The 18069-nt window shown below is 39.1% G+C and carries 18 protein-coding genes; 8 read left to right on the forward strand and 10 right to left on the reverse strand.

Translation table 11 applies throughout. The annotated features are described in order from the left end of the window. Positions 1–242: 242 nt before the first annotated feature. From KQI66_RS10080 to KQI66_RS10110, 8 genes are all read right to left on the reverse strand, one after another. Positions 243–392, reverse strand: a complete 150-nt coding sequence (locus tag KQI66_RS10080; protein WP_216429184.1) for a hypothetical protein — start codon at positions 390–392, stop codon at positions 243–245. Between the two features lie 14 nt (positions 393–406). Then, positions 407–724: a plasmid mobilization protein gene (locus KQI66_RS10085; protein ID WP_216429186.1), complete on the reverse strand. Its 318-nt coding sequence runs from the start codon at positions 722–724 to the stop codon at positions 407–409. Continuing rightward, a complete protein-coding gene (locus tag KQI66_RS10090; protein WP_216429187.1) occupies positions 705–1868 on the reverse strand; it encodes a tyrosine-type recombinase/integrase in 1164 nt (387 codons plus the stop codon). The genes KQI66_RS10085 and KQI66_RS10090 overlap by 20 nt, the downstream gene beginning before the upstream one ends. Continuing rightward, positions 1865–2071 (reverse strand): ICEBs1 excisionase, encoded by a 207-nt coding sequence (locus KQI66_RS10095; protein ID WP_216429189.1) that lies wholly within the window; start codon positions 2069–2071, stop codon positions 1865–1867. Before KQI66_RS10095 ends, KQI66_RS10090 begins: the two co-directional genes overlap by 4 nt. Positions 2072–2151: 80 nt before the next feature. Continuing rightward, positions 2152–3099: an ArdC family protein gene (locus tag KQI66_RS10100; RefSeq protein WP_216429191.1), complete on the reverse strand. Its 948-nt coding sequence runs from the start codon at positions 3097–3099 to the stop codon at positions 2152–2154. Between the two features lie 1177 nt (positions 3100–4276). Beyond that, positions 4277–4408 carry a hypothetical protein gene (locus tag KQI66_RS11415; RefSeq protein ID WP_256441587.1) on the reverse strand — a complete coding sequence of 44 codons (132 nt, stop codon included), beginning with the start codon at positions 4406–4408 and terminating at the stop codon, positions 4277–4279. A gap of 102 nt (positions 4409–4510) precedes the next feature. Further along, positions 4511–5161: a hypothetical protein gene (locus tag KQI66_RS10105; RefSeq protein WP_216429193.1), complete on the reverse strand. Its 651-nt coding sequence runs from the start codon at positions 5159–5161 to the stop codon at positions 4511–4513. Further along, positions 5145–5705, reverse strand: coding sequence for a hypothetical protein (locus tag KQI66_RS10110; protein WP_216429195.1), 561 nt, complete (start codon positions 5703–5705; stop codon positions 5145–5147). The genes KQI66_RS10105 and KQI66_RS10110 overlap by 17 nt, the downstream gene beginning before the upstream one ends. Positions 5706–6112: 407 nt before the next feature. Here KQI66_RS10110 and KQI66_RS10115 point away from each other — a divergent pair, with 407 nt between their 5' ends. The 8 genes from KQI66_RS10115 (at position 6113) to KQI66_RS10145 (ending at position 15831) form a co-directional block, all read left to right on the forward strand. Beyond that, the gene (locus tag KQI66_RS10115; RefSeq protein ID WP_216429196.1) at positions 6113–6343 is read left to right on the forward strand and encodes a helix-turn-helix domain-containing protein; all 231 of its coding nucleotides are present in this window, start codon (positions 6113–6115) and stop codon (positions 6341–6343) included. Beyond that, a complete protein-coding gene (locus KQI66_RS10120; protein ID WP_216429199.1) occupies positions 6336–8231 on the forward strand; it encodes a DNA methyltransferase in 1896 nt (631 codons plus the stop codon). The genes KQI66_RS10115 and KQI66_RS10120 overlap by 8 nt, the downstream gene beginning before the upstream one ends. Before the next feature lie 5 nt (positions 8232–8236). Further along, positions 8237–10834, forward strand: a complete 2598-nt coding sequence (locus tag KQI66_RS10125; RefSeq protein ID WP_216429201.1) for a DEAD/DEAH box helicase family protein — start codon at positions 8237–8239, stop codon at positions 10832–10834. Positions 10835–10859: 25 nt separating this feature from the next. Beyond that, complete coding sequence (locus KQI66_RS10130) at positions 10860–12320, forward strand: DUF4116 domain-containing protein (RefSeq protein WP_216429202.1); 1461 nt, start codon at positions 10860–10862, stop codon at positions 12318–12320. Between the two features lie 27 nt (positions 12321–12347). Continuing rightward, entirely contained in the window at positions 12348–13310 is a 963-nt protein-coding gene (locus KQI66_RS10135; RefSeq protein WP_216429204.1) for a hypothetical protein, read from the forward strand. Between the two features lie 295 nt (positions 13311–13605). Then, positions 13606–13728, forward strand: a complete 123-nt coding sequence (locus KQI66_RS11420; protein WP_256441588.1) for a hypothetical protein — start codon at positions 13606–13608, stop codon at positions 13726–13728. A 307-nt stretch (positions 13729–14035) separates the two neighbouring features. Next, the gene (locus KQI66_RS10140; protein ID WP_216429206.1) at positions 14036–14437 is read left to right on the forward strand and encodes a MarR family winged helix-turn-helix transcriptional regulator; all 402 of its coding nucleotides are present in this window, start codon (positions 14036–14038) and stop codon (positions 14435–14437) included. A gap of 710 nt (positions 14438–15147) precedes the next feature. Further along, on the forward strand, positions 15148–15831 hold the full coding sequence (locus KQI66_RS10145; RefSeq protein ID WP_216429208.1) for a GntR family transcriptional regulator: 684 nt from the start codon (positions 15148–15150) through the stop codon (positions 15829–15831). Between the two features lie 262 nt (positions 15832–16093). Here the strand turns inward: KQI66_RS10145 and KQI66_RS10150 are convergent, their stop codons facing one another. After that, positions 16094–16576 (reverse strand): DUF2798 domain-containing protein, encoded by a 483-nt coding sequence (locus KQI66_RS10150; RefSeq protein WP_216429210.1) that lies wholly within the window; start codon positions 16574–16576, stop codon positions 16094–16096. A gap of 174 nt (positions 16577–16750) precedes the next feature. After that, positions 16751–17938 (reverse strand): pyridoxal phosphate-dependent aminotransferase, encoded by a 1188-nt coding sequence (locus tag KQI66_RS10155; RefSeq protein WP_216429212.1) that lies wholly within the window; start codon positions 17936–17938, stop codon positions 16751–16753. Between the last annotated feature and the right edge of the window lie 131 nt (positions 17939–18069).

The following is an 18069-nucleotide window of genomic DNA, read 5'->3' on the forward strand; positions in this document are numbered from 1 at the left end:
TGTATTTGGGTGCAAATACAATATGATATTTACATCTCCATTTTGAATGTGATAAACTTTTAATGTCATTCATGACAAAACCTCCTTTGATTTATGAAGACGGTTGGGGAACCTCTTCCGTTATATCAAAGGAGGTCTATTTCTATAAGTATCTTATTCCACCAGCATAGCTGGTGGTTGCTTCATGCTTAAGCGCACAATGCAAAAATGCTCTGACGAAACCAATCGTCAGAGCATTTCCTTTATTCTTCATCATCCTCGGTGTCTGAGTAATGAATCGGATTGTTGCGGCAGTCCAAACCAAAGTTGCAAAGCGAGCAGTTATAGCAGTAACGCTCATCTTGTGGTAACTTCCACACACAATATTTTTCATCTTCAAATCTGTACATCATTTATTGACCTCCAATCAAGATATTCCCATGTGAGCTATCAACTCGACAAGGTAAATTATATTTTCCAAAATGTCATCATCCTGTTCAATTCGCTGTATTCGCTTTAGTTCCTCGGTCAGTTCTGTAAGATATTGACTGAGGATTTTTTGCACTCTGCAATTCGGATGAACAATGACTTCTTCTTTGAGCAGTTGATTCAAAATGTAATCCTGCTTCGTAAGTCCAGAAGTTTTTGCCACCATGTTAAGGCGGTATGCTTCTTCTGGTGAAACTCTGAAAGCAACCGTAACACTGCGCCATCTGTTCTTTTTATCAAGATTCTTCGCTGACATTATCTATGTCCTCCATGATTTTATTGAGCCGTTCTGCAACGGCAATCAAATCTTTCTCATATGCGTGTGAATAACGCCCCGTCATCGACTTCGTATTTGAATGCCCTAAGATTGCAGAAACAACGACTTCTGGAATTTTGAGTTCTTCTGACTGCAAAAACGAAGCACAACTATGCCTTAACCCATGCACGCAAATATCTGGTAAACCGCACGATTTAACGGCTCGGTCAATTTCTCGGTGCAAGCCGTATTTGCTGACATTAAAAATACGGCTTTCTTTCTCCAAACCGTAAATTCCGCCTACATATTCACGGAGTTCATCGGCAAGAGTTTTTGGAATGTGAATGATGCGCTTGCTATCTTTCGTCTTTGGCGAGGTAATCAAGTCTTTCTTTTTAAGACGGGTATAGGTTTCGTCCACTTTGATAGTCAGATTATCGAAATCAATATCGCCCAATCGCAAAGCCAGCATTTCACCCATCCGCATACCTGTCCAATACAAGACCTCAAATGCGTAATAGTATTCTGGTTTATCTGCAACCACATTTCTAAACTGTATAAACTCGTCAAGTGTCCAATATGCCCGTGGTTCAGCTTCCTTGCATCCAACCATTTCTGCTTTATCTAGCGGATTAAAGGGAAGCCCATGCAGCCGAACAGCATAATTCATGATGGCTGTAAACTGACTGCGTATTGTTCTGATATAAGTCTGAGAATACTGTTTTCCGCTTTTTGTTGTGCCTTGCAGCAATTTGTCCTGCCAGTTCTCAATGTCTTTGACAGTAATATCAAATACTTTTTTGTCTGAAAAGAACGGGAGTATGCGATTCTTGATGATGTTTTCCTTTGTGCCGCAGGTCGTTTCTTTTCTGCGTAGCACGGAACGCTTCATGTACTCATCAACCAATTCGCTGAAAAGCATTTCCTCATCAGCGTTTTTCTTAGAAGTTCCTTTTTGCTCTAAATCAGCAATAAGTATAGGAAGCATATTCTTTTGCCAACTGGCAGCTTCTCTCATCAGAGAGAAGCCCCGTTTGCAGGAATTGTGATATTTGCCGTCTGCGGCTTTGTAAGCATAGTCAACACGATACTTTGTGCCACTTTTGCTTTCATACTTAATAACTCTACTCTTGTAATCACTCATGCTGACAACACCTTTCCATAAAATCTTTCGTTAAAATATTTCCTACTGGTGCGCCCGTTTACGACCATATAGCCTTTGCTTTCTAGTTCATCGTTAAGCTGCTTGATTACTTTATACGCATAAGCTCTAGAAACGCCCATAGTGTAACGCACCTCGTCGGCTCGGATGAACATTTCTTGATTATCTGTATATGTCTTAGTCATAACATTTGACCTCCTAAATTTTGATTTTGTGTAATACCGCTTGCGGTTCTCACACTTTTAGGATAAAATATCAAATTTCCTCAGACAATCGTTCCTGTCCGTCCAGACGGCGAGATTTGTGATGATAAACTTTTTGCGCTGCGTTCTTCGTTGTGCTCTAAGATGTAGCCAGCGGCTTTCTGCGCTTTGCTGCAAGCCGAAACAATCATGGTCATATCGTTTTTGAGTGCTTGTAGCCAGCCTTGTAAATATGCAATGCTGTTTTTCTGTGCAGCATTATTTTCAATACCTAACGCCGACATAATCATGTTTGCGCCGACTTCAGCAACAAGTTCTTCTTTTGAATACTCGGTATTTCCAAAGAACGAAGTGCTTTTAATGCGGTTAAGCCTGTTTGGATGCCCTGTGCTGTGGGTCAGCTCATGAAATAGGGTAGAATAATATTCTGCCAGATTGCTGTAACTTGTAGACGGCGGCACTTGCACTGTATCGCACGATGGGTTGTAGAAAGCTCTGTCAGCGTCGGCAAAGTGAAGCGTTATTCCCTCACGGTTGATATAGTCATTACAAACCTTGTCCGCTTCTTCGATAGGGTCATGTTCGTAATGAGAAACCTTCCGTTTCGGTTGCAAACCGCCCTCGACATCTCCGATGCTGAATACTCGGTAATATCGCAGAAACGGAATCTGTACCCGTTCCTTTTCAAGTTGCCCATCTGTGGTGACTGTATCTTTTTCGGACTCTTTGAAAGAAAAATAAACTACCATGTGTGATTTGCTGCCTTTTTTGAGCTTTAACTCTGGTCTGTGTTTCTGCAAATCACACAACTGCGCCCATGTGAGATATTCGTCACAATCTGGAAGTAGTAACAGATTGATTCCGTTGTACTGCTTTCCAGAAATGTGATTTATCGGAACGGTATTGCAGTTCCACGGTTTACACCATGGTGCGGGACTCCCTTGTTGGATGGCTGTTTCCAACTGATGAATGATTTGCTCTGTCACAAGCTCATAGACTTTGTTTGCCATTTTGTTTTCCTACCTTTCTGCTTCTTAACATTCGTATTTACTTGATTTTTAGCGTATCTTATACACTGTTTGATGCTATATTTTACGGAAAACAAAATGCGTATATAATTTTGGTCTGCACTACTTTGCATGTTTTATAAGGAAGTGCAGAAGCCCGACGCTATAACCAAAATCAATGTTTGATTTGATACCGCTTGCGTAGCAAGCCAAAAGCGTTAAAAAAATGAGCCTGCCAGAAAGCAAGCTCAAAATAAGCGAAATTTTTTAACCAAAGTATTCGTTTCAACTACTTTTGATTTTTTGTAGCTACTGTTATATAAACCCTACAAGGAACGAAAGACATAGTTATTCCTACGGCGAGGAAAAACTATGTCTTTTACTTAATTTAGGAGCAACGGCTTACCGACAGGGCTTATCTTTTATGTGGGAATCGGCTGGCTGTCAATCGTTCGGCGTATCGCACAATGCGATATTTTTTCGATGCTCCCCCCTAGAGCCTGCTATTTCAAACAGGAGTATCTTAAATTAGTTTAGACAGTACGCATAGTATAAGCTCGTAGCAAAAATGCTGCTTGCTTATCATACCCACGCTTTTCAGCACAAACACGGCAGCCCAGTTTGCCCCCTAAATCGTAAACGGGAATGTGTATGTATTCATTTTCTGCTTCAATAATCTCAAACAAAGTCCTCATAAGCATTAGCACAATTCAACGATTGTTTTTATACTGCAATCACCCAGTCTACAATTAGAGGTTATCTCTGTTCATCAGTTTACGGTGATGTGTCTATGAGATTTCTACCACCGAGATTCTTTGTTATAGCAGTCTGCAATCTCTGGAAGTCTGCTTGACGGGGAGGAGTATTGCGTACAGATACCCGTATCTCTCCGAGGCGTTTTTATAGTTAGAGCCTACCTCTCTAGTTTTTTGGATGGAAACTAGACAACAGAAAACCTATTATTAAATTATACTTGAATATATTATCCTTGCCGTTCAATTATTCAAAAACGGTGTCGAACAACAGTGATTGTTCCTGCCCTGTTATTATTCTGATTTTTCGCTACCTCCTTTACGGAGGGATACTTAATATATTCTATTGTGTCAAAAGGCAAAATATAACAGTATGCGACAAAAAAGACTTGAACCTCAAAGATTCAAGTCATAAAGATATTGCTTTTTTACAGCGAAAGCAGACCAGCAGCAATATCTTCTTCCATGTGGCACACCCAGCTTTCAAATTCAGCCTTTTGAAATTCGGGGTCAGCATAGATTTCTTCTAAAAACTGTCTTTCGCTATCCGTTAGAATCATCGTTTTTCCAACCTTTCTATATCATCTGCCACTTTTATTGTTTTTGATTTGTTAAATATTAGATTTTATTGTAGAAAAACGAAGAATATAACCCAAAAAGTATCAAGTCCGCAGATACTTATAGCAGCTCCTTTGCAACGGAATCACTTTATAGCAGATATAATTACACATTCGGTATAAGAGCAGTTTCTCGCTATTTTCCAGAAACTCTGCTAATGCTGCTGCATCCGTATCGTGAATAAGGATTGCAACAAATATGTAGTCTGATGGATTGTTGTTATGTATGTCGATGAGTAGCTTTTCCACCTTTGCAAAATCCTTTGCGCTCATAGGGTAAATCATCAACGCATGGTATAGGTGAAATTGGCGTTCATTGTCTAACCAGCCGATTTTTTTGACATTGCGGGCTATCAGCGATTTATCATCGAGAGTGCTGTCCAAACGCAAAATATCGGCGTAGCAATTAAAAGTAACATAGTAATGTGCGTCAATCGACATTACGGATTTTATGATTGTCTGGTTGTTATACTGCTTTTTCTCGGTCGAATAAAAGGTGCAGCGGCTCACGGTGAATTTACAGAGCCAGCCAGCGGTTACGAATCGCTGAATCGTGTTGAAGTCCAGATTCAAAATTTCTTTAATCTGCTCGACTGTCCAGACTGGAAACGCCGCAAGTGCTTCCAACTTATTTTCATATTTTTGCTTTAGCTTATCAAAATCCATAGCATCAAATCCTTTAGCTTCTAAAATCAATCTGCATTTCTTCGCAGTAGTCTATTTTTTCTTGAATGTCGGCGGCAGTATAATTGTCAGTTACAATATCAAAGCCGTATGACAAGCCAAAAGTCGTTGTTATGACGCAATCGGGAACAGAGGAACAGGCAAGGCGTAAGGCATCCTCGTAGCGTCCTTGTTCCCGCAAATCTTCTATCTGTTCCTTGCGGTCGTGCTTCAAATCTTCCTCGTTCCGCCAGCGGCAGTACGGGTCATCTCGCATAGTTTGAATGTACTTGTCCGCAAGCGCAATATCGTGTTCGATTGAATTACTGTGGTAGCGGTAATGGTCGTGAATGATGCTTTTATCAAACTCACGATAGCCCTTTTCGGTCAGTCGGTAGACCGTTCCTTGCTGCGTAGGGATTTTTTCAATCAATTTTGCTTTCATATAACTTTTTACTCGGTTCTCGCTTATGTACTCACGGAGTTGGTCATGAGTACAATGTCGGCAGTTGAGCAAAAGCGAATAGGCTTGTTCGTCTTTGACCTGCGAAAGACGAACATAGTAGGCTTTTCGCATAGGCGTACCTCCTTTGAAAAAACATTTTTTATATTCTACGAATGAAAAAATGTTTTTACCATTCCCAAACGGCGTAGCCGTCTGGGTCGAGCGGAATACAGTGCGAAAAAAGAGTTTTTGCTTGCAAAAATTCGGTGCGACAGCATTTTTCGGGCTGCTTGCCCCGACTGAATTTGCTGGATTCGGCAAATTGGGGAGTGGGTATGTAGCGAGACCCAGACAAACCGTTTTCCGAAAACTATTTTCTTATCTGTACTCTAAATGAAAAAGCCGAATTGACCGAGTGGGTATCAATTCGGCTTTTTGATTGTGAAAACTTCGTAACTTTTTGCGAAAAACTGTTGAAGTTTAGCGAGTCTTGTGTTATAATTTTAATATGGTGTATTGTATTCATAAGGAGGTCGCCAATGGTTAGCTATAAACCGCTTTTTCGATATTGTCTTGAGCATGATATTACAAAGGCACAGTGCCGCCAGAAGTGCGGCATTTCACCGAATACATGGACAAAAATCAACAAGGGCGAAGAAGTTTCTATGACTATCCTTAATAAAATCTGTGCAACATTCGGTATTTCATACGGTGATATTATCGAGTATGTTGACGAAGATAAAACGGTGGAGGGGCGTAACGATGGCTAATTTTTTTGATACCGTTATCGGTGTACTGAAACAGGATGAAAGGTTCTTTTCGGCAGAGGGTGAACTGCTCCGCAACGCTGTCTATGAAGCTGCCATGAAGATGGATAGTGCCTTGCTAAAGCTTCTCTATAATAACGAAGTTACAAGAGAACGCTTCTTCACGGATGTTGAGGGTATTTCTGTTTTTGATAAGGTCGGATTCGGATGGGTCATCAATAACCGTCAATTCCTCCCCGATTCTTATACACGCTATAAAAATAAAATCGGTTTGGTGAACGGGAATGGCGACTACATTTCCACATCGAACGATGTTGAGCTTGTTTTTCCGTACAAGGATTGCGTTCTTGAGGGCGGGCAAACCAAAGAAGACCAGAAGCGCAGCGAGATTTTCTATAATGAAACGCTTGCGCCCGATGAAGTTGACAGGCTTCTTTATCCGAAAGTGTTAGTAAATGCAACGCGGCACACAGCTGACGCAGCGGAACGGATTACGGAGATAACAGAAAATGACAATATTTTCATAAAAGGCAACAATATACTCGCACTTGCGTCTTTACTAAAACGGTATGAGGGGAAAATTAAGTGTATCTATATTGACCCTCCATACAATACAAGAAGTGACGCAAACACTTTTGCGTACAATAATACCTTTAATCATTCCACATGGCTCACATTTATGAAAAACCGTTTGGAGCTTGCCAAAAAGTTGCTAAGTGATGATGGAATTATTTATATAGATATAGACCACTATGAATTGTTTTATTTAGGGGCGCTGGCAGACGAGATATTCGGATATGAAAACCGACTTGGTGTGTTGGCTGTTGTTCATAACTTAAAGGGGCGTTATAGCGAATTTTTCTCTGTCGCACACGAGAATAAATTGGTGTATGCAAAAAATGCAGAAAACGCTGTCATCAAAGACTATCAGTTTGACAACTCAGATAGCTACCCGTTTGAAGATGAAATTAGTAAGTACAAAATAGTTGGACTTCAAAGAACAGGTAACGGTTCGCTTCGTGAAGAACGACCGAATCTCTTTTATCCTGTGTTTTATAATCCACAGACTGAAGAAATTTCGACTAAACAAAAAGATGGTTTTGTGGCTATTTATCCTATCGATTCGGATGGCATTGAGCGAAGATGGCGATGGGGCAAAAAAAAGATAGAAGAAGAATGGAAAACGGAAATGGTTGTAAAACAAGTCAAAGGCGAATATAAGCTCTATACTAAAATCCGAATTAAAGGAGATAGACCTAAGACTCTGTGGAATAGACCTGAGTATTCTGGAACAACAGGAACAAACGAATTAAAAGACTTAGTTTCTTACAACGATTTTTCCTATCCCAAATCCGTCGAGTTAGTAATTGATTCTTTGCAAGTTGCAACCGATGAAGACTCAATTATTTTGGACTTTTTTGGTGGCAGCGGTACAACTGGTCAAGCAGTTATGGATTTGAACAAACGGGATAATGGCAGCAGAAAATTTATCCTTGTTGAGCAAATGGACTATATAAATACCGTTTCTGTACCCAGATTGAAAGCGGTAATCAAGAAAAACTCCATTGGCTCTTTTGTTTACTGTGAGCTTGCCAAACTGAACCAAAAGTATGTAGACGATATTCAAGCGGCGTCCACCGATGCCGAGATTGTTACCATCTGGCAGGATATGCTGAAAACGGGCTTCATCAGCTGCAAGGTCAATCCGAAAGATATTGATTTGGATGATGTTGCCTTTACGGAACTGTCGCTTTCCGATAAGAAGCGTTTCCTCATGGAAATGCTTGACAAGAACCAGCTGTATGTGAACTATTGCGACATGGAAGATGAAACTTTTGCTATTTCGGAAGAAGACAAGGCGTTTACAAAGAGTTTCTACGGGGAGGTGTAACCGAGATGCCGTTCCTTTACGAACAGCTTGACACACTGCGGGATTTCGGCAGTTACACCGAGATTCCGCCGTACATACAGGAGAATGTGAATCAGCGTTTCGAGCTGCGCCCGTATCAGATAGGTGCATTTGAAAACTTCATCACTTACTTTGAAAATGAAAAAATGTGCTGCAAACCGACGCAAACGCTGTTCCACATGGCAACTGGTTCTGGCAAGACGATGATAATGGCTGGATTGATGCTGTACCTTTACAAAAAGGGGTATCGCAACTTCTTGTTCTTTGTAAACCTGTCAAATATCGTCAACAAGACGAGAGAAAATTTCTTGAACGCTCTTTCAAGCAAATATCTGTTTGCCGATGAAATCCGCTTGAACGGTGAGCGTATCCAGATTAAGGAAGTGAGCAACTTCCAGTATTCGGACGATGATGCAATCAATATCTGCTTTACGACAACGCAAGGGCTTCATTCAGATATGTGGACTGCAAAGGAAAACGCCCTGTCCGATGACGATTTCGCAAATAAAAAGGTCGTTTTTATCTCGGATGAAGCGCACCATCTGAATGTTGACACAAAGGCACTTGCCAAGAACAAGGACGAACAGGACAATTATAAGAGTTGGGAATATACAGTGCGCCGTATCTTTGAAATGAACAAGGATAATGTGCTGCTTGAGTTTACGGCTACCTGCGATATTCACAATCCGCAGATTCGGGCTGAATACGAAAGCAAAATCGTATATGACTATCCACTTTCAAAATTCAGAGCAGATGGCTACTCCAAAGAAATCAAGACTCTGCGCTCCGATGTGTCAGTTATGGAACGGGCGATTCAAGCGATAATGCTGAGTCAGTACCGTTTAAAAGTGTTTCAAGACAATCGCCTGTCTGTAAAGCCTGTTGTGCTGTTCAAAGCAGCAAAAATTGCGGACAGCAATGCGTTCATGGAAGATCTTATTGACACCGTGAAAAATCTGACGGGTGATGAGCTGCGTCGTGTTTCCGAACTGACGGACAATGAAACGCTGGGTGAAGCATACACTTATTTTGAGAAGAACGGTATCAGTTTTGAGCAGTTGGCGCAGGAATTGCGGGATGATTTTTCCGCAGAGCATTGTATTTCTGCCAACGATGACAAGGAAGCGGCGGCAAGACAGATTGCGCTAAACTCTCTGGAAGATGCAACAAATCCATATCGTGCCGTTTTTGAGGTCAAGAAGTTGGATGAGGGTTGGGATGTTCTCAATCTGTTTGATATTGTCCGCTTATATGAAACACGACAGTCAAGCGGTAAAAGAATATCTCCTGCGACAATTTCAGAAGCACAGCTAATCGGTCGTGGCGCACGCTATTGTCCGTTCCAGATTGACGATGAGCAGGAAAAATACAAGCGAAAGTACGATACTGATATTGACAATCCGCTGCGTATCTGCGAGGAACTTTATTATCATTGTCAGAATGACAGCCGTTATATCGGTGAACTTAATAATGCGCTGCGTGAAATCGGCGTTGACATTGAGAATCAGACGGTTCGTACCTATGTTTTGAAAGACACTTTTAAGGCAGATTCGTTGTACCGTGAGGGGCTTGTCTTCACGAATGACCGAGTTGAAAAAAGCAGAAATGATGTTGACGGACTGCTTCCGTCTGTCCGAGAACACATCTATGCTGTTAAGCTCTCAACGGGCAGCTCTGGCGAAGATACCATTTTCGGAGCGGGTAATGCGCTGACGGAAAAGACTGTTGCAACATACACCTATCGGACGGACATTCAGACAATTGCCGATATGAATTACGCAATCGTCCATAAGGCACTTTGCAAATACAGCGTGTTCAAGTTTAATACTCTGAAAAGCTATTTCCCTAATTTGAAGTCTACCAGAGAGTTTATAACTAGTCCGAACTATCTGGGGGCGATTAAGATTGAAATCACATCAAAGTACGAAACGCCTACGCCGTCCATTCTTTTCTCTGCTTGTGTAAATGTTCTGGGAAAAGTCGCTGAGTCTGTTTCTGATATTGAAATAACCTATGTCGGCACGACAGAATTTAAGCCTACACGCATCAGCGAAATGTTCAAAGACAAAAAGTGCAACTATACCATCGTGCATGACGGCGGTTTAGGTTATTCTCAGAACGATGCATCTGTTCCGAATGGGTGGAAAATTGACTTGTCAAAGGAAGATTGGTTTGCCTTTGAAGACAACTTCGGAACAAGCGAAGAAAAGGCATTTGTCGCTTATTTCAAGTCTTTTATACCCCACTTGAAAGAGAAGTACGATAAAGTGTTTCTTGTCAGAAATGAACGCCAGCTGCACATCTATTCATTTGATGGTGGTGAACGCTTTGAGCCAGACTATCTGTTATTTCTACACAAACAGAACGATGCGGGCTATGAGCAGCTGCAAGTGTTCATTGAACCAAAAGGAACACACCTCATTGCTGATGACAAGTGGAAAGAGGACTTCTTGCTTGAAATCGAGGACAAGGCAGTCACAACAAAAATCTTTGTAGATGACAACAAGTACAAAATCTGGGGTTTCCATTTCTTTAACACAGATGTCCGTATGAACGAATTTGCAAAAGATATGGAAAGGCTGTAAATAGATATAGTTGGAGGTAGGTATTATGGCATTGACTAAAAAAGAAAAGGAGATTCTTTCTCAAGTCGCAAAAAAGCCAGCGATATTAAAGATGGCTCCCTCGGATTCTTTGAAGAAAAAACAGTTTATCAAAGAAGCTGTTGCGATGAATCCGAAAGCAATAAAGTATGCAGATAGCGAATTGCTGGGCGATTTTACCTTTTTAGAAAAACTTGTTGCGACAGATGGTATGGTAGCTGCATATGTTCCTGCAAAATATGCACCAGCTCAACTGTTTCTTACTGCACTCGAAAACACTTTTGAGGTAGAGCCGTTTATTCCAAATCGAGTTTATAAAGAAATGTCTGATGGAATGGTCATTGAAACCGAAACTCCATATATAATTTATCGTGATTTATCTGATACCTACAGATATAGATGCCCAGACCTGATAAAGAATAAAAATAACGCAATTTTTATTTCTAAGCACTTCATAGCAGGCTTTTTCTATTATGCTGCAAAAAAGTACAGTGCAGACAGAGATGTTGCTTTAGCTGCTGTTTTAACATCAGCACATAATTATCATTATATAGATGATTCTCTGAAAAATGATGCTGAGATAATAAAATGTGCTTATCGCAACAATCCCGCAGCGTTTGTTGATGATAAATCGCTTGCTCCGTATAGAAGTTCTTTAGTGAATGATAGAGATTTTATCAAGGATTGCTTGATTTCTTATCATGTTTGCGTTCTCGAACCAGAGTATGCTGATGATAGAGAGATTGCGCTTTTGGCTATTAGAAATGCTATTTCTAATAGAAAATTTGATTTGTGCAAAGGAAACTATTCCATTTTATCTGACCGTCTAAAAATGGATGATGAAATTATCAAAATGGTCTTGAGTTTCAACGGTCAGATACTAGATGAAATGCCAGCCTGCATAAGGGATAACGATGAGTATGTGACAATTGCTCTAAAAAATTCTGGATATGCCGTTGATTTTATATCCGAGCGACTTCTCAAAGATAGTGCTTTTGTATGGAGCATATTGAAAGAATTAGATGGCGACAATTTCTTTTATGTTTTGAACAAAATTGAAAGCAGTTTTTTGAATGACCCAAAGTTGCTTGAGTTGGCAGAAAAGAAAGATTATTGCTGTTATAGCTTGTTGTGGAATGAAAGTTCAGATGAATTGTGCGAATTTCTCATGCAATTATTTGAAAATATTACTGAAAATCCAACTCATATGCACCATAAGGATTTACTCAAATACCTCCCAGACTGTTTAAGAAACGACGCTTTAATGGCAACTATGTGCATTCAGAATAATCCTGGAATGTACCTGTATGTAGGTGATGAATTGAAAGACAATGCGGAATTTGCACTTTCTCTTATGATTGATAATAATATTGATATATCAGAATATTTATCTGATAAGTTAAAATGCGATAAAAATGTATCCGCTTACTTAAAGAGGCTTGAGTTAAAAGAAAGGCTCAAATTATAATAAATCCCGCAATGAGGAGATGAGAAAATGAGCTATATGAGTCCATTTGAACAAGACATATCTAAAATGGACTTCTTGCAGCTTTCAGAATGGCTTTCACTATGTCGCTCTATAGTTATAAGAGATAATTATTCTAATGAGGAAGACTTTTTTGCTGCTCTTGATGCGTTCTGTGAAGATTGGGAATACCACTATGAGCAGAACAAAAAGGTGTATGCGTCAAAAAAGTTTGGAATGGCTCGGCTTTTCGCCACCTATAAAAACCGTGTTAATCTAAAAGTTAGGTTCGGCAAAGAAAGAAATTCAATAGAAACTATCCCGTTTGACACATACGGCAACATCCATTCAAATGATGTTATATTGTGGAAGCCAGAAGCACTTGAAACAATTGAGCATAGCGTATCGTTGGATTATCAAAACATTTTAGAAGTGTTTAAGCCGCAAAATAAGAGCTGCTATAAAACGCTGTTGCATGAGGTGGTTTCGGAACAAGCATTTTGCAATATTGATATTAAAATTCGGGCTGAAAAGGATGGCAAGAAATTCAGTGCAATGACTTACCAAGAGTTCATGGCTGAATGTGAAAAGAATGATACTTACAGAATCACAGCAGTTGCAAACAAGAAGAAAAGCAATTATAATGCTGCGTTGGATGCCTGCGGAGTGTCTTCGACTACATACCATGAGTTCCACGGTGAGCGAACATCTCAAAAAGAGTTCGACAAAAAGTTTTTCATCAATTTAGGGTTTGCCCTTGCTTTGCCCTATCCATCGATGTCACGGCTGCTCATCTATAATGGTTACACATTCAACAGTGAGGGGCGTGTATTTGACGAAGTGTGCAGGAAAGCATTTCAAATAGGCTTTAGCCGAGAGATGGCAATAGCACTGATTGATAAGAAAAACGCTGAGTTGGCTAAAAGTCCAATGTCCTTTAATCCTGTTCCAAACTTGACGAAAATATCCTCTGGCAAGAGGAAGAGAGTATAGTTTCCGCTTAATTTGCAGCAACATATTTTGACGCAAGCTGACGCAATTTTTGACGCAATTATACTGGTGGACTGTAAAGAAATGATGGAATGTAGAGATTGTCCACACCCCCAAATGTAAGTATATAGACCGCAAAACACAGGGATTTACACTAAGTTTTAAGAGTGGGAATAATATACTTTAGAGGACAAATATTATTATCCCGAAACGGATAAAAATATTTGGCAATCAATAAAAAATGAAACCTTGAGATATGAGCAAAAACAGCCTGTATTTCAAGGTTTTTTATTTTGATATGGCGAAAAGCCGGACTATCTGGATAAATGAACCGGCAGAAGATTGCTTTCTTCCAGAGCAAACGGTAAATGCTGTAATAACATCGTTTCCGAAGAATGACTGGGTAGGCATATACAGGTGAGTGAGAGAAAGATTTTAGATAAGAGATAATTTATCAGTAAAATAACATGATTGGGAGCAAGTCAGAAAATGGCTTGCTCTTTACTTTACAATAATATCGGTTAATTTATAATTAGTTGAACCAAAGAAAATCTTTGCTATTTTAATATCTAATAACAATTACTTTTGAAAGATTAGTGTGAATTTTTTATATTTATAATAGTCAATTTTTTGACTTTTTGCCGGAAGGATATGCAGAAGAGTTTGACATAACAAAAAACTAAAAAAATGCTTACTTGTATTGCAAATTTCGAGATGAGCAATTTGCATTGTATGATGAATACGCCAAACGTCGCGGTATGCTGATGAAAACGCTGCTTGTGTTTAATGTCCTATATTGTGATGACTTCTATCACAAAGGCGGCATGATGCAGGCTGAAATATGTCAACGCACATTTCAATCTAAGCAAACCGTCAATCTGATTATACGAAATCTTTTAAGTGAGTCTTATGTGACAGTCGAGACACGAAAAGACAATAAACGTGAGAAATTAGTGAAAATAACGGAAGAAGGAAAAATCTACTGTGAAAAAATCGTCCGCCATATTACCTGGGCAGAAGATAAAGCTATGTCCATGTTTTCTCCGGAAGAACAACGACAGCTAATTGATCTTTCACGGACATATACAAAAAATCTGACAGAACTTATCAATCAGGAAATGGAGGAATGAACATGGAATTGTACGAAGCGGTTTATAAGAAAACCGCCGTTAATCTGAATTGGAATATATTGCTATTATCACAGTTGAGGAGCAAGTGTTATTAATACAGATAACAAATTAATAACATTGGCTCATGTAGGCAAGATAATACGGATAAATCAAAGATTCAAAAGAAAAGTAAACACGATAAAAAATAATCTCTAAACAAAATTGATTAGGGTTAATCGTATTATAATTTGCAGGGCACTCAAAAGTAAGAGTACACTAATGGTATTCGATTGATATGCGAATTAAAATATAAATATAAAAACAGAGAATTATGGTATAGACAATATTATATGTACATTCATAAAGGATGAAAAGATGACAAAGAAATTCATAAAAAGTAAACTTAAAGAGGACTGCTGAAGGATCAAATATAGCTAAAAGAATACATAAACCTGTTCCGGATAGCAAGAGATAAATAAGACAAAAGTAAAGATAACTTAAAGTGGTAGTCTGTAACAGTTATACGATGGCAATTTTTAAAGTCAATTTAAGGTAGCAACAAGTACTGATTATTCTCAAGTCTGAGTAAACTATTAGTTCATTATGAGCTGTGATTTTGCAACTTATTTGTAAGCCTTAGAAATAAATTTTGACTTTTATCTAAAATAAGCCTATAATAACAGTATGTATATTTAATACATAATGAATTTTTTTTGAAAGGATAAATTGTTATGGCAGCTGTAAAACGTCCTATAATGACTATGAAACACCAGATATATAAAATAATAAAGGATGAAATATGTAACGGACACTATCCGCCGGGATACTGGCTTCAGGAGAAGGAGCTTGCGGCAAAGATGGACGTCAGCAGAAGTCCCGTAAGAGAGGCGCTTAAGCAGCTTGTCGATGAAGGTCTTGCCATTGATTATCCCAATAAGGGCGTGTTCGTAAAGGAATTTACGTCAAAGGATATTGAGGAAATTTATGATGTGCGTATTATGCTGGAAAGCTATGCAATAAAAAATTCCGTTAAGCTTATTACAAGCAATGATATTAAGGTGCTCAGAGAGCTTATCGATAACCTCAGCGAATGCTATGATAAGAATGACCTTAACCAGTATATCGAATACGATACAGAGCTTCATCAGTATATAATAAAAATGAGCGGCAACAGCCTTGTTATGGATATATACAAAAGAATATATTCCCAGACACAGCAGTTCAGAATATATTCGCTCACAACGCAGAAGAGATTCGATAATTCGATAATCGAGCATAAAACAATGGTCGAAAATATATTTGCCGGTAAATGGGAAGAGGCAGACGAAATAAACAGACGCCACCTTGCACTCGCAAGAGAGGAAATAATCGACCATATTGAGGCAACGAGAAAAGCCGAAAGTACGGAAAAATAAAACCTCATGGGGCGTTGCCCCAATCCCAACCACTCTTTAAAAAGAGTGGACAGAAATTTTATTAACCTATTTTTACGAAATAGGTTAGTGGAATTATTAAGACAAAGACAACAAAACCTCGAAAATTCTTAATTGAGCTTTCGAGGTTTTTGCAAATTTAGTAGGTTTAAATTAATACATCTGATTTTTATTAAAGTTTAGATCAAGCCTTTTATTAAAGGCTTGTGGGGTTTGGGGCAAAGCCCAAAGGTCTTAACTCATTTCAGGCATTTTCGACTGCAAGCTGTCTGCTGAAAAGCTTTCTGAATATAAACCTTACAACCGGTCCGGCAACGAATAACTGCCAGCACAAGGCCATGGGAAAATTACGTATTGTAATAGTAAGCCAGTTTGCAACTACATTTTCCATTCCGTCAAAGCTGAAAAGAATGCTTGCAAAAAAGCTCATTATAGGACACATGAATACGACCGTAAGAGCCGAAATCATTATTGTAATAAATATAGGCTGTGTTTTAACAGGATCAAGTGTTGAAAATGTGATTTTTGCAACTGCATTTCCAACAATGAAGTATTCGAAAATAAATCCGATTGTACACATGACAGGCAGTTCACTGAGAGCAAATATGAATATCTCATTTTTCATACCGCCCATGTCAATCGCTATATTGTAGCATACCATGGCATAAACCATACATATCAGCATGATAACAGTGAAAATAAAGTTTTGAAATTTAGTTTTTGGCATTTTGAAAATCCTCCTCGTAAAATTAAATAAAAAAACAACACCAAATATAAGTGTTGTTCGTTATCATTCGTTATAGATACAGAGAATGTGCGTTTCCAATAATACCAGATATTTATTGCTTTTCGATTATTTTAGCACATTCTCTGTTTTGATGTAATAGTTTTTTTAAATTTTTTACTTAATAAATTTAGCCGCGAGCTTTTCGAAAGCAGGGAAAGAATTGATTATTGTGTCATGTGATACGCAATAGCTCAATCTCATATGGCCTTTACAGCCGAAGCCGCTGCCGGGAACAAGAAGAAGATTAAATTCCTTAGCGGCATTACAGAAGGCTACGTCGTCCTCGATAGGTGTTTCGGGGAACATATAGAAGGCTCCGACGGGCTTAACGCACTTGAAGCCAAGCTCTGTAAGCTTGTTGTAAAGATCGATTCTGTTGCGGTTGTAAATCTCAATGTCTACCTTGCAGTCAAGGCAGTAGGGCACAACTCTCTGGAAAAGCGAGTTTGCGTTTACAAAGCCACATACTCGGTTGGCAACATTTAATGCGTACATCATTTTTTCGAAATCAGCCATTTCCGAGTTGGCAACAAGATAGCCGATACGCTCGCCGGGAAGAGAAAGCGATTTTGAGAATGAATATGCAACAAATGTGTTTTTATAGTATTTTGAAACATAGGGAACTTCAATGTTTTCATAAACAAGCTCTCTGTAAGGCTCGTCAGAGATAAGATAAATATCTGTGCCGAATTCAGCCTGTTTTTTCTCCATTACTGCGGCAATTTTCTTTATTGTTTCCTCGGAATATACAACGCCGGAAGGATTGTTTGGTGTGTTTATAAGAACACCTCTTGTTCTTGGAGTAATAAGCTTTTCAAATTCATCGAAATTAACCTCGAAGGTTTCAAGATTTGCAGGAACAACCGTAAGTGTTGCGTTGTAGTTTGCCGCATAGTTTCTGTATTCTGTAAAGAAGGGTGCAAATGTAATGATTTCATCACCGGGATTAAGTATACATTTGAAAATAATGTTGAGAGCCGCAGCCGCACCGTTTGTCATAACGATGTTCTCAAAAGAGAAGGCTGTGCCGAATTTTTTGTTTAAATGCTCCGCAACGGCTTGTCTTACGTCCTCAAAACCGGAGTTGTTGGGATAACCGTGAATAAGGTTTGGCTCCTCTGTTTCGAGAATATGGTAAATAGCCTTTTTAACCTCAAGCGGAGGCTCAACGGACGGGTTTCCGAGAGAATAGTCGTATACGTTTTCCGCACCGTATATAGCGGCAAGTTTTTTTCCTTCTTCAAACATGGCACGGATAGCAGAGCTGCCGTTTACCAGTTTAAGCATCTGATCTGAAATCATTTAAAACACTCCTTTTGTAAAATTGTTCTGTCATTAGTAAAATTTTAATACAATCCATATAAAAATGCAAGGATTATTTTAATGCTTTAAATGATTAAACTTATATGCGGTTTGCCATAAGTTCGCTTTGT

The organism is Anaerotignum sp. MSJ-24 (assembly GCF_018918145.1).
GTDB lineage: Bacteria > Bacillota > Clostridia > Lachnospirales > Anaerotignaceae > Metalachnospira.

What these genes read in the sequence shown, in the direction of transcription:
- KQI66_RS11415 (WP_256441587.1), bottom strand. Translation starts at nt 4,408, where the DNA reads ATGATTCTAACGGATAGCGAAAGACAGTTTTTAGAAGAAATCTATGCT.
- KQI66_RS10110 (WP_216429195.1), bottom strand. Translation starts at nt 5,705, where the DNA reads ATGCGAAAAGCCTACTATGTTCGTCTTTCGCAGGTCAAAGACGAACAA.
- KQI66_RS11420 (WP_256441588.1), top strand. Translation starts at nt 13,606, where the DNA reads ATGGCGAAAAGCCGGACTATCTGGATAAATGAACCGGCAGAAGATTGC.
- KQI66_RS10090 (WP_216429187.1), bottom strand. Translation starts at nt 1,868, where the DNA reads ATGAGTGATTACAAGAGTAGAGTTATTAAGTATGAAAGCAAAAGTGGC.
- KQI66_RS10120 (WP_216429199.1), top strand. Translation starts at nt 6,336, where the DNA reads ATGGCTAATTTTTTTGATACCGTTATCGGTGTACTGAAACAGGATGAA.
- KQI66_RS10155 (WP_216429212.1), bottom strand. Translation starts at nt 17,938, where the DNA reads ATGATTTCAGATCAGATGCTTAAACTGGTAAACGGCAGCTCTGCTATC.
- KQI66_RS10080 (WP_216429184.1), bottom strand. Translation starts at nt 392, where the DNA reads ATGATGTACAGATTTGAAGATGAAAAATATTGTGTGTGGAAGTTACCA.
- KQI66_RS10135 (WP_216429204.1), top strand. Translation starts at nt 12,348, where the DNA reads ATGAGCTATATGAGTCCATTTGAACAAGACATATCTAAAATGGACTTC.
- KQI66_RS10085 (WP_216429186.1), bottom strand. Translation starts at nt 724, where the DNA reads ATGTCAGCGAAGAATCTTGATAAAAAGAACAGATGGCGCAGTGTTACG.
- KQI66_RS10145 (WP_216429208.1), top strand. Translation starts at nt 15,148, where the DNA reads ATGGCAGCTGTAAAACGTCCTATAATGACTATGAAACACCAGATATAT.
- KQI66_RS10115 (WP_216429196.1), top strand. Translation starts at nt 6,113, where the DNA reads ATGGTTAGCTATAAACCGCTTTTTCGATATTGTCTTGAGCATGATATT.
- KQI66_RS10130 (WP_216429202.1), top strand. Translation starts at nt 10,860, where the DNA reads ATGGCATTGACTAAAAAAGAAAAGGAGATTCTTTCTCAAGTCGCAAAA.
- KQI66_RS10125 (WP_216429201.1), top strand. Translation starts at nt 8,237, where the DNA reads ATGCCGTTCCTTTACGAACAGCTTGACACACTGCGGGATTTCGGCAGT.
- KQI66_RS10095 (WP_216429189.1), bottom strand. Translation starts at nt 2,071, where the DNA reads ATGACTAAGACATATACAGATAATCAAGAAATGTTCATCCGAGCCGAC.
- KQI66_RS10150 (WP_216429210.1), bottom strand. Translation starts at nt 16,576, where the DNA reads ATGCCAAAAACTAAATTTCAAAACTTTATTTTCACTGTTATCATGCTG.
- KQI66_RS10100 (WP_216429191.1), bottom strand. Translation starts at nt 3,099, where the DNA reads ATGGCAAACAAAGTCTATGAGCTTGTGACAGAGCAAATCATTCATCAG.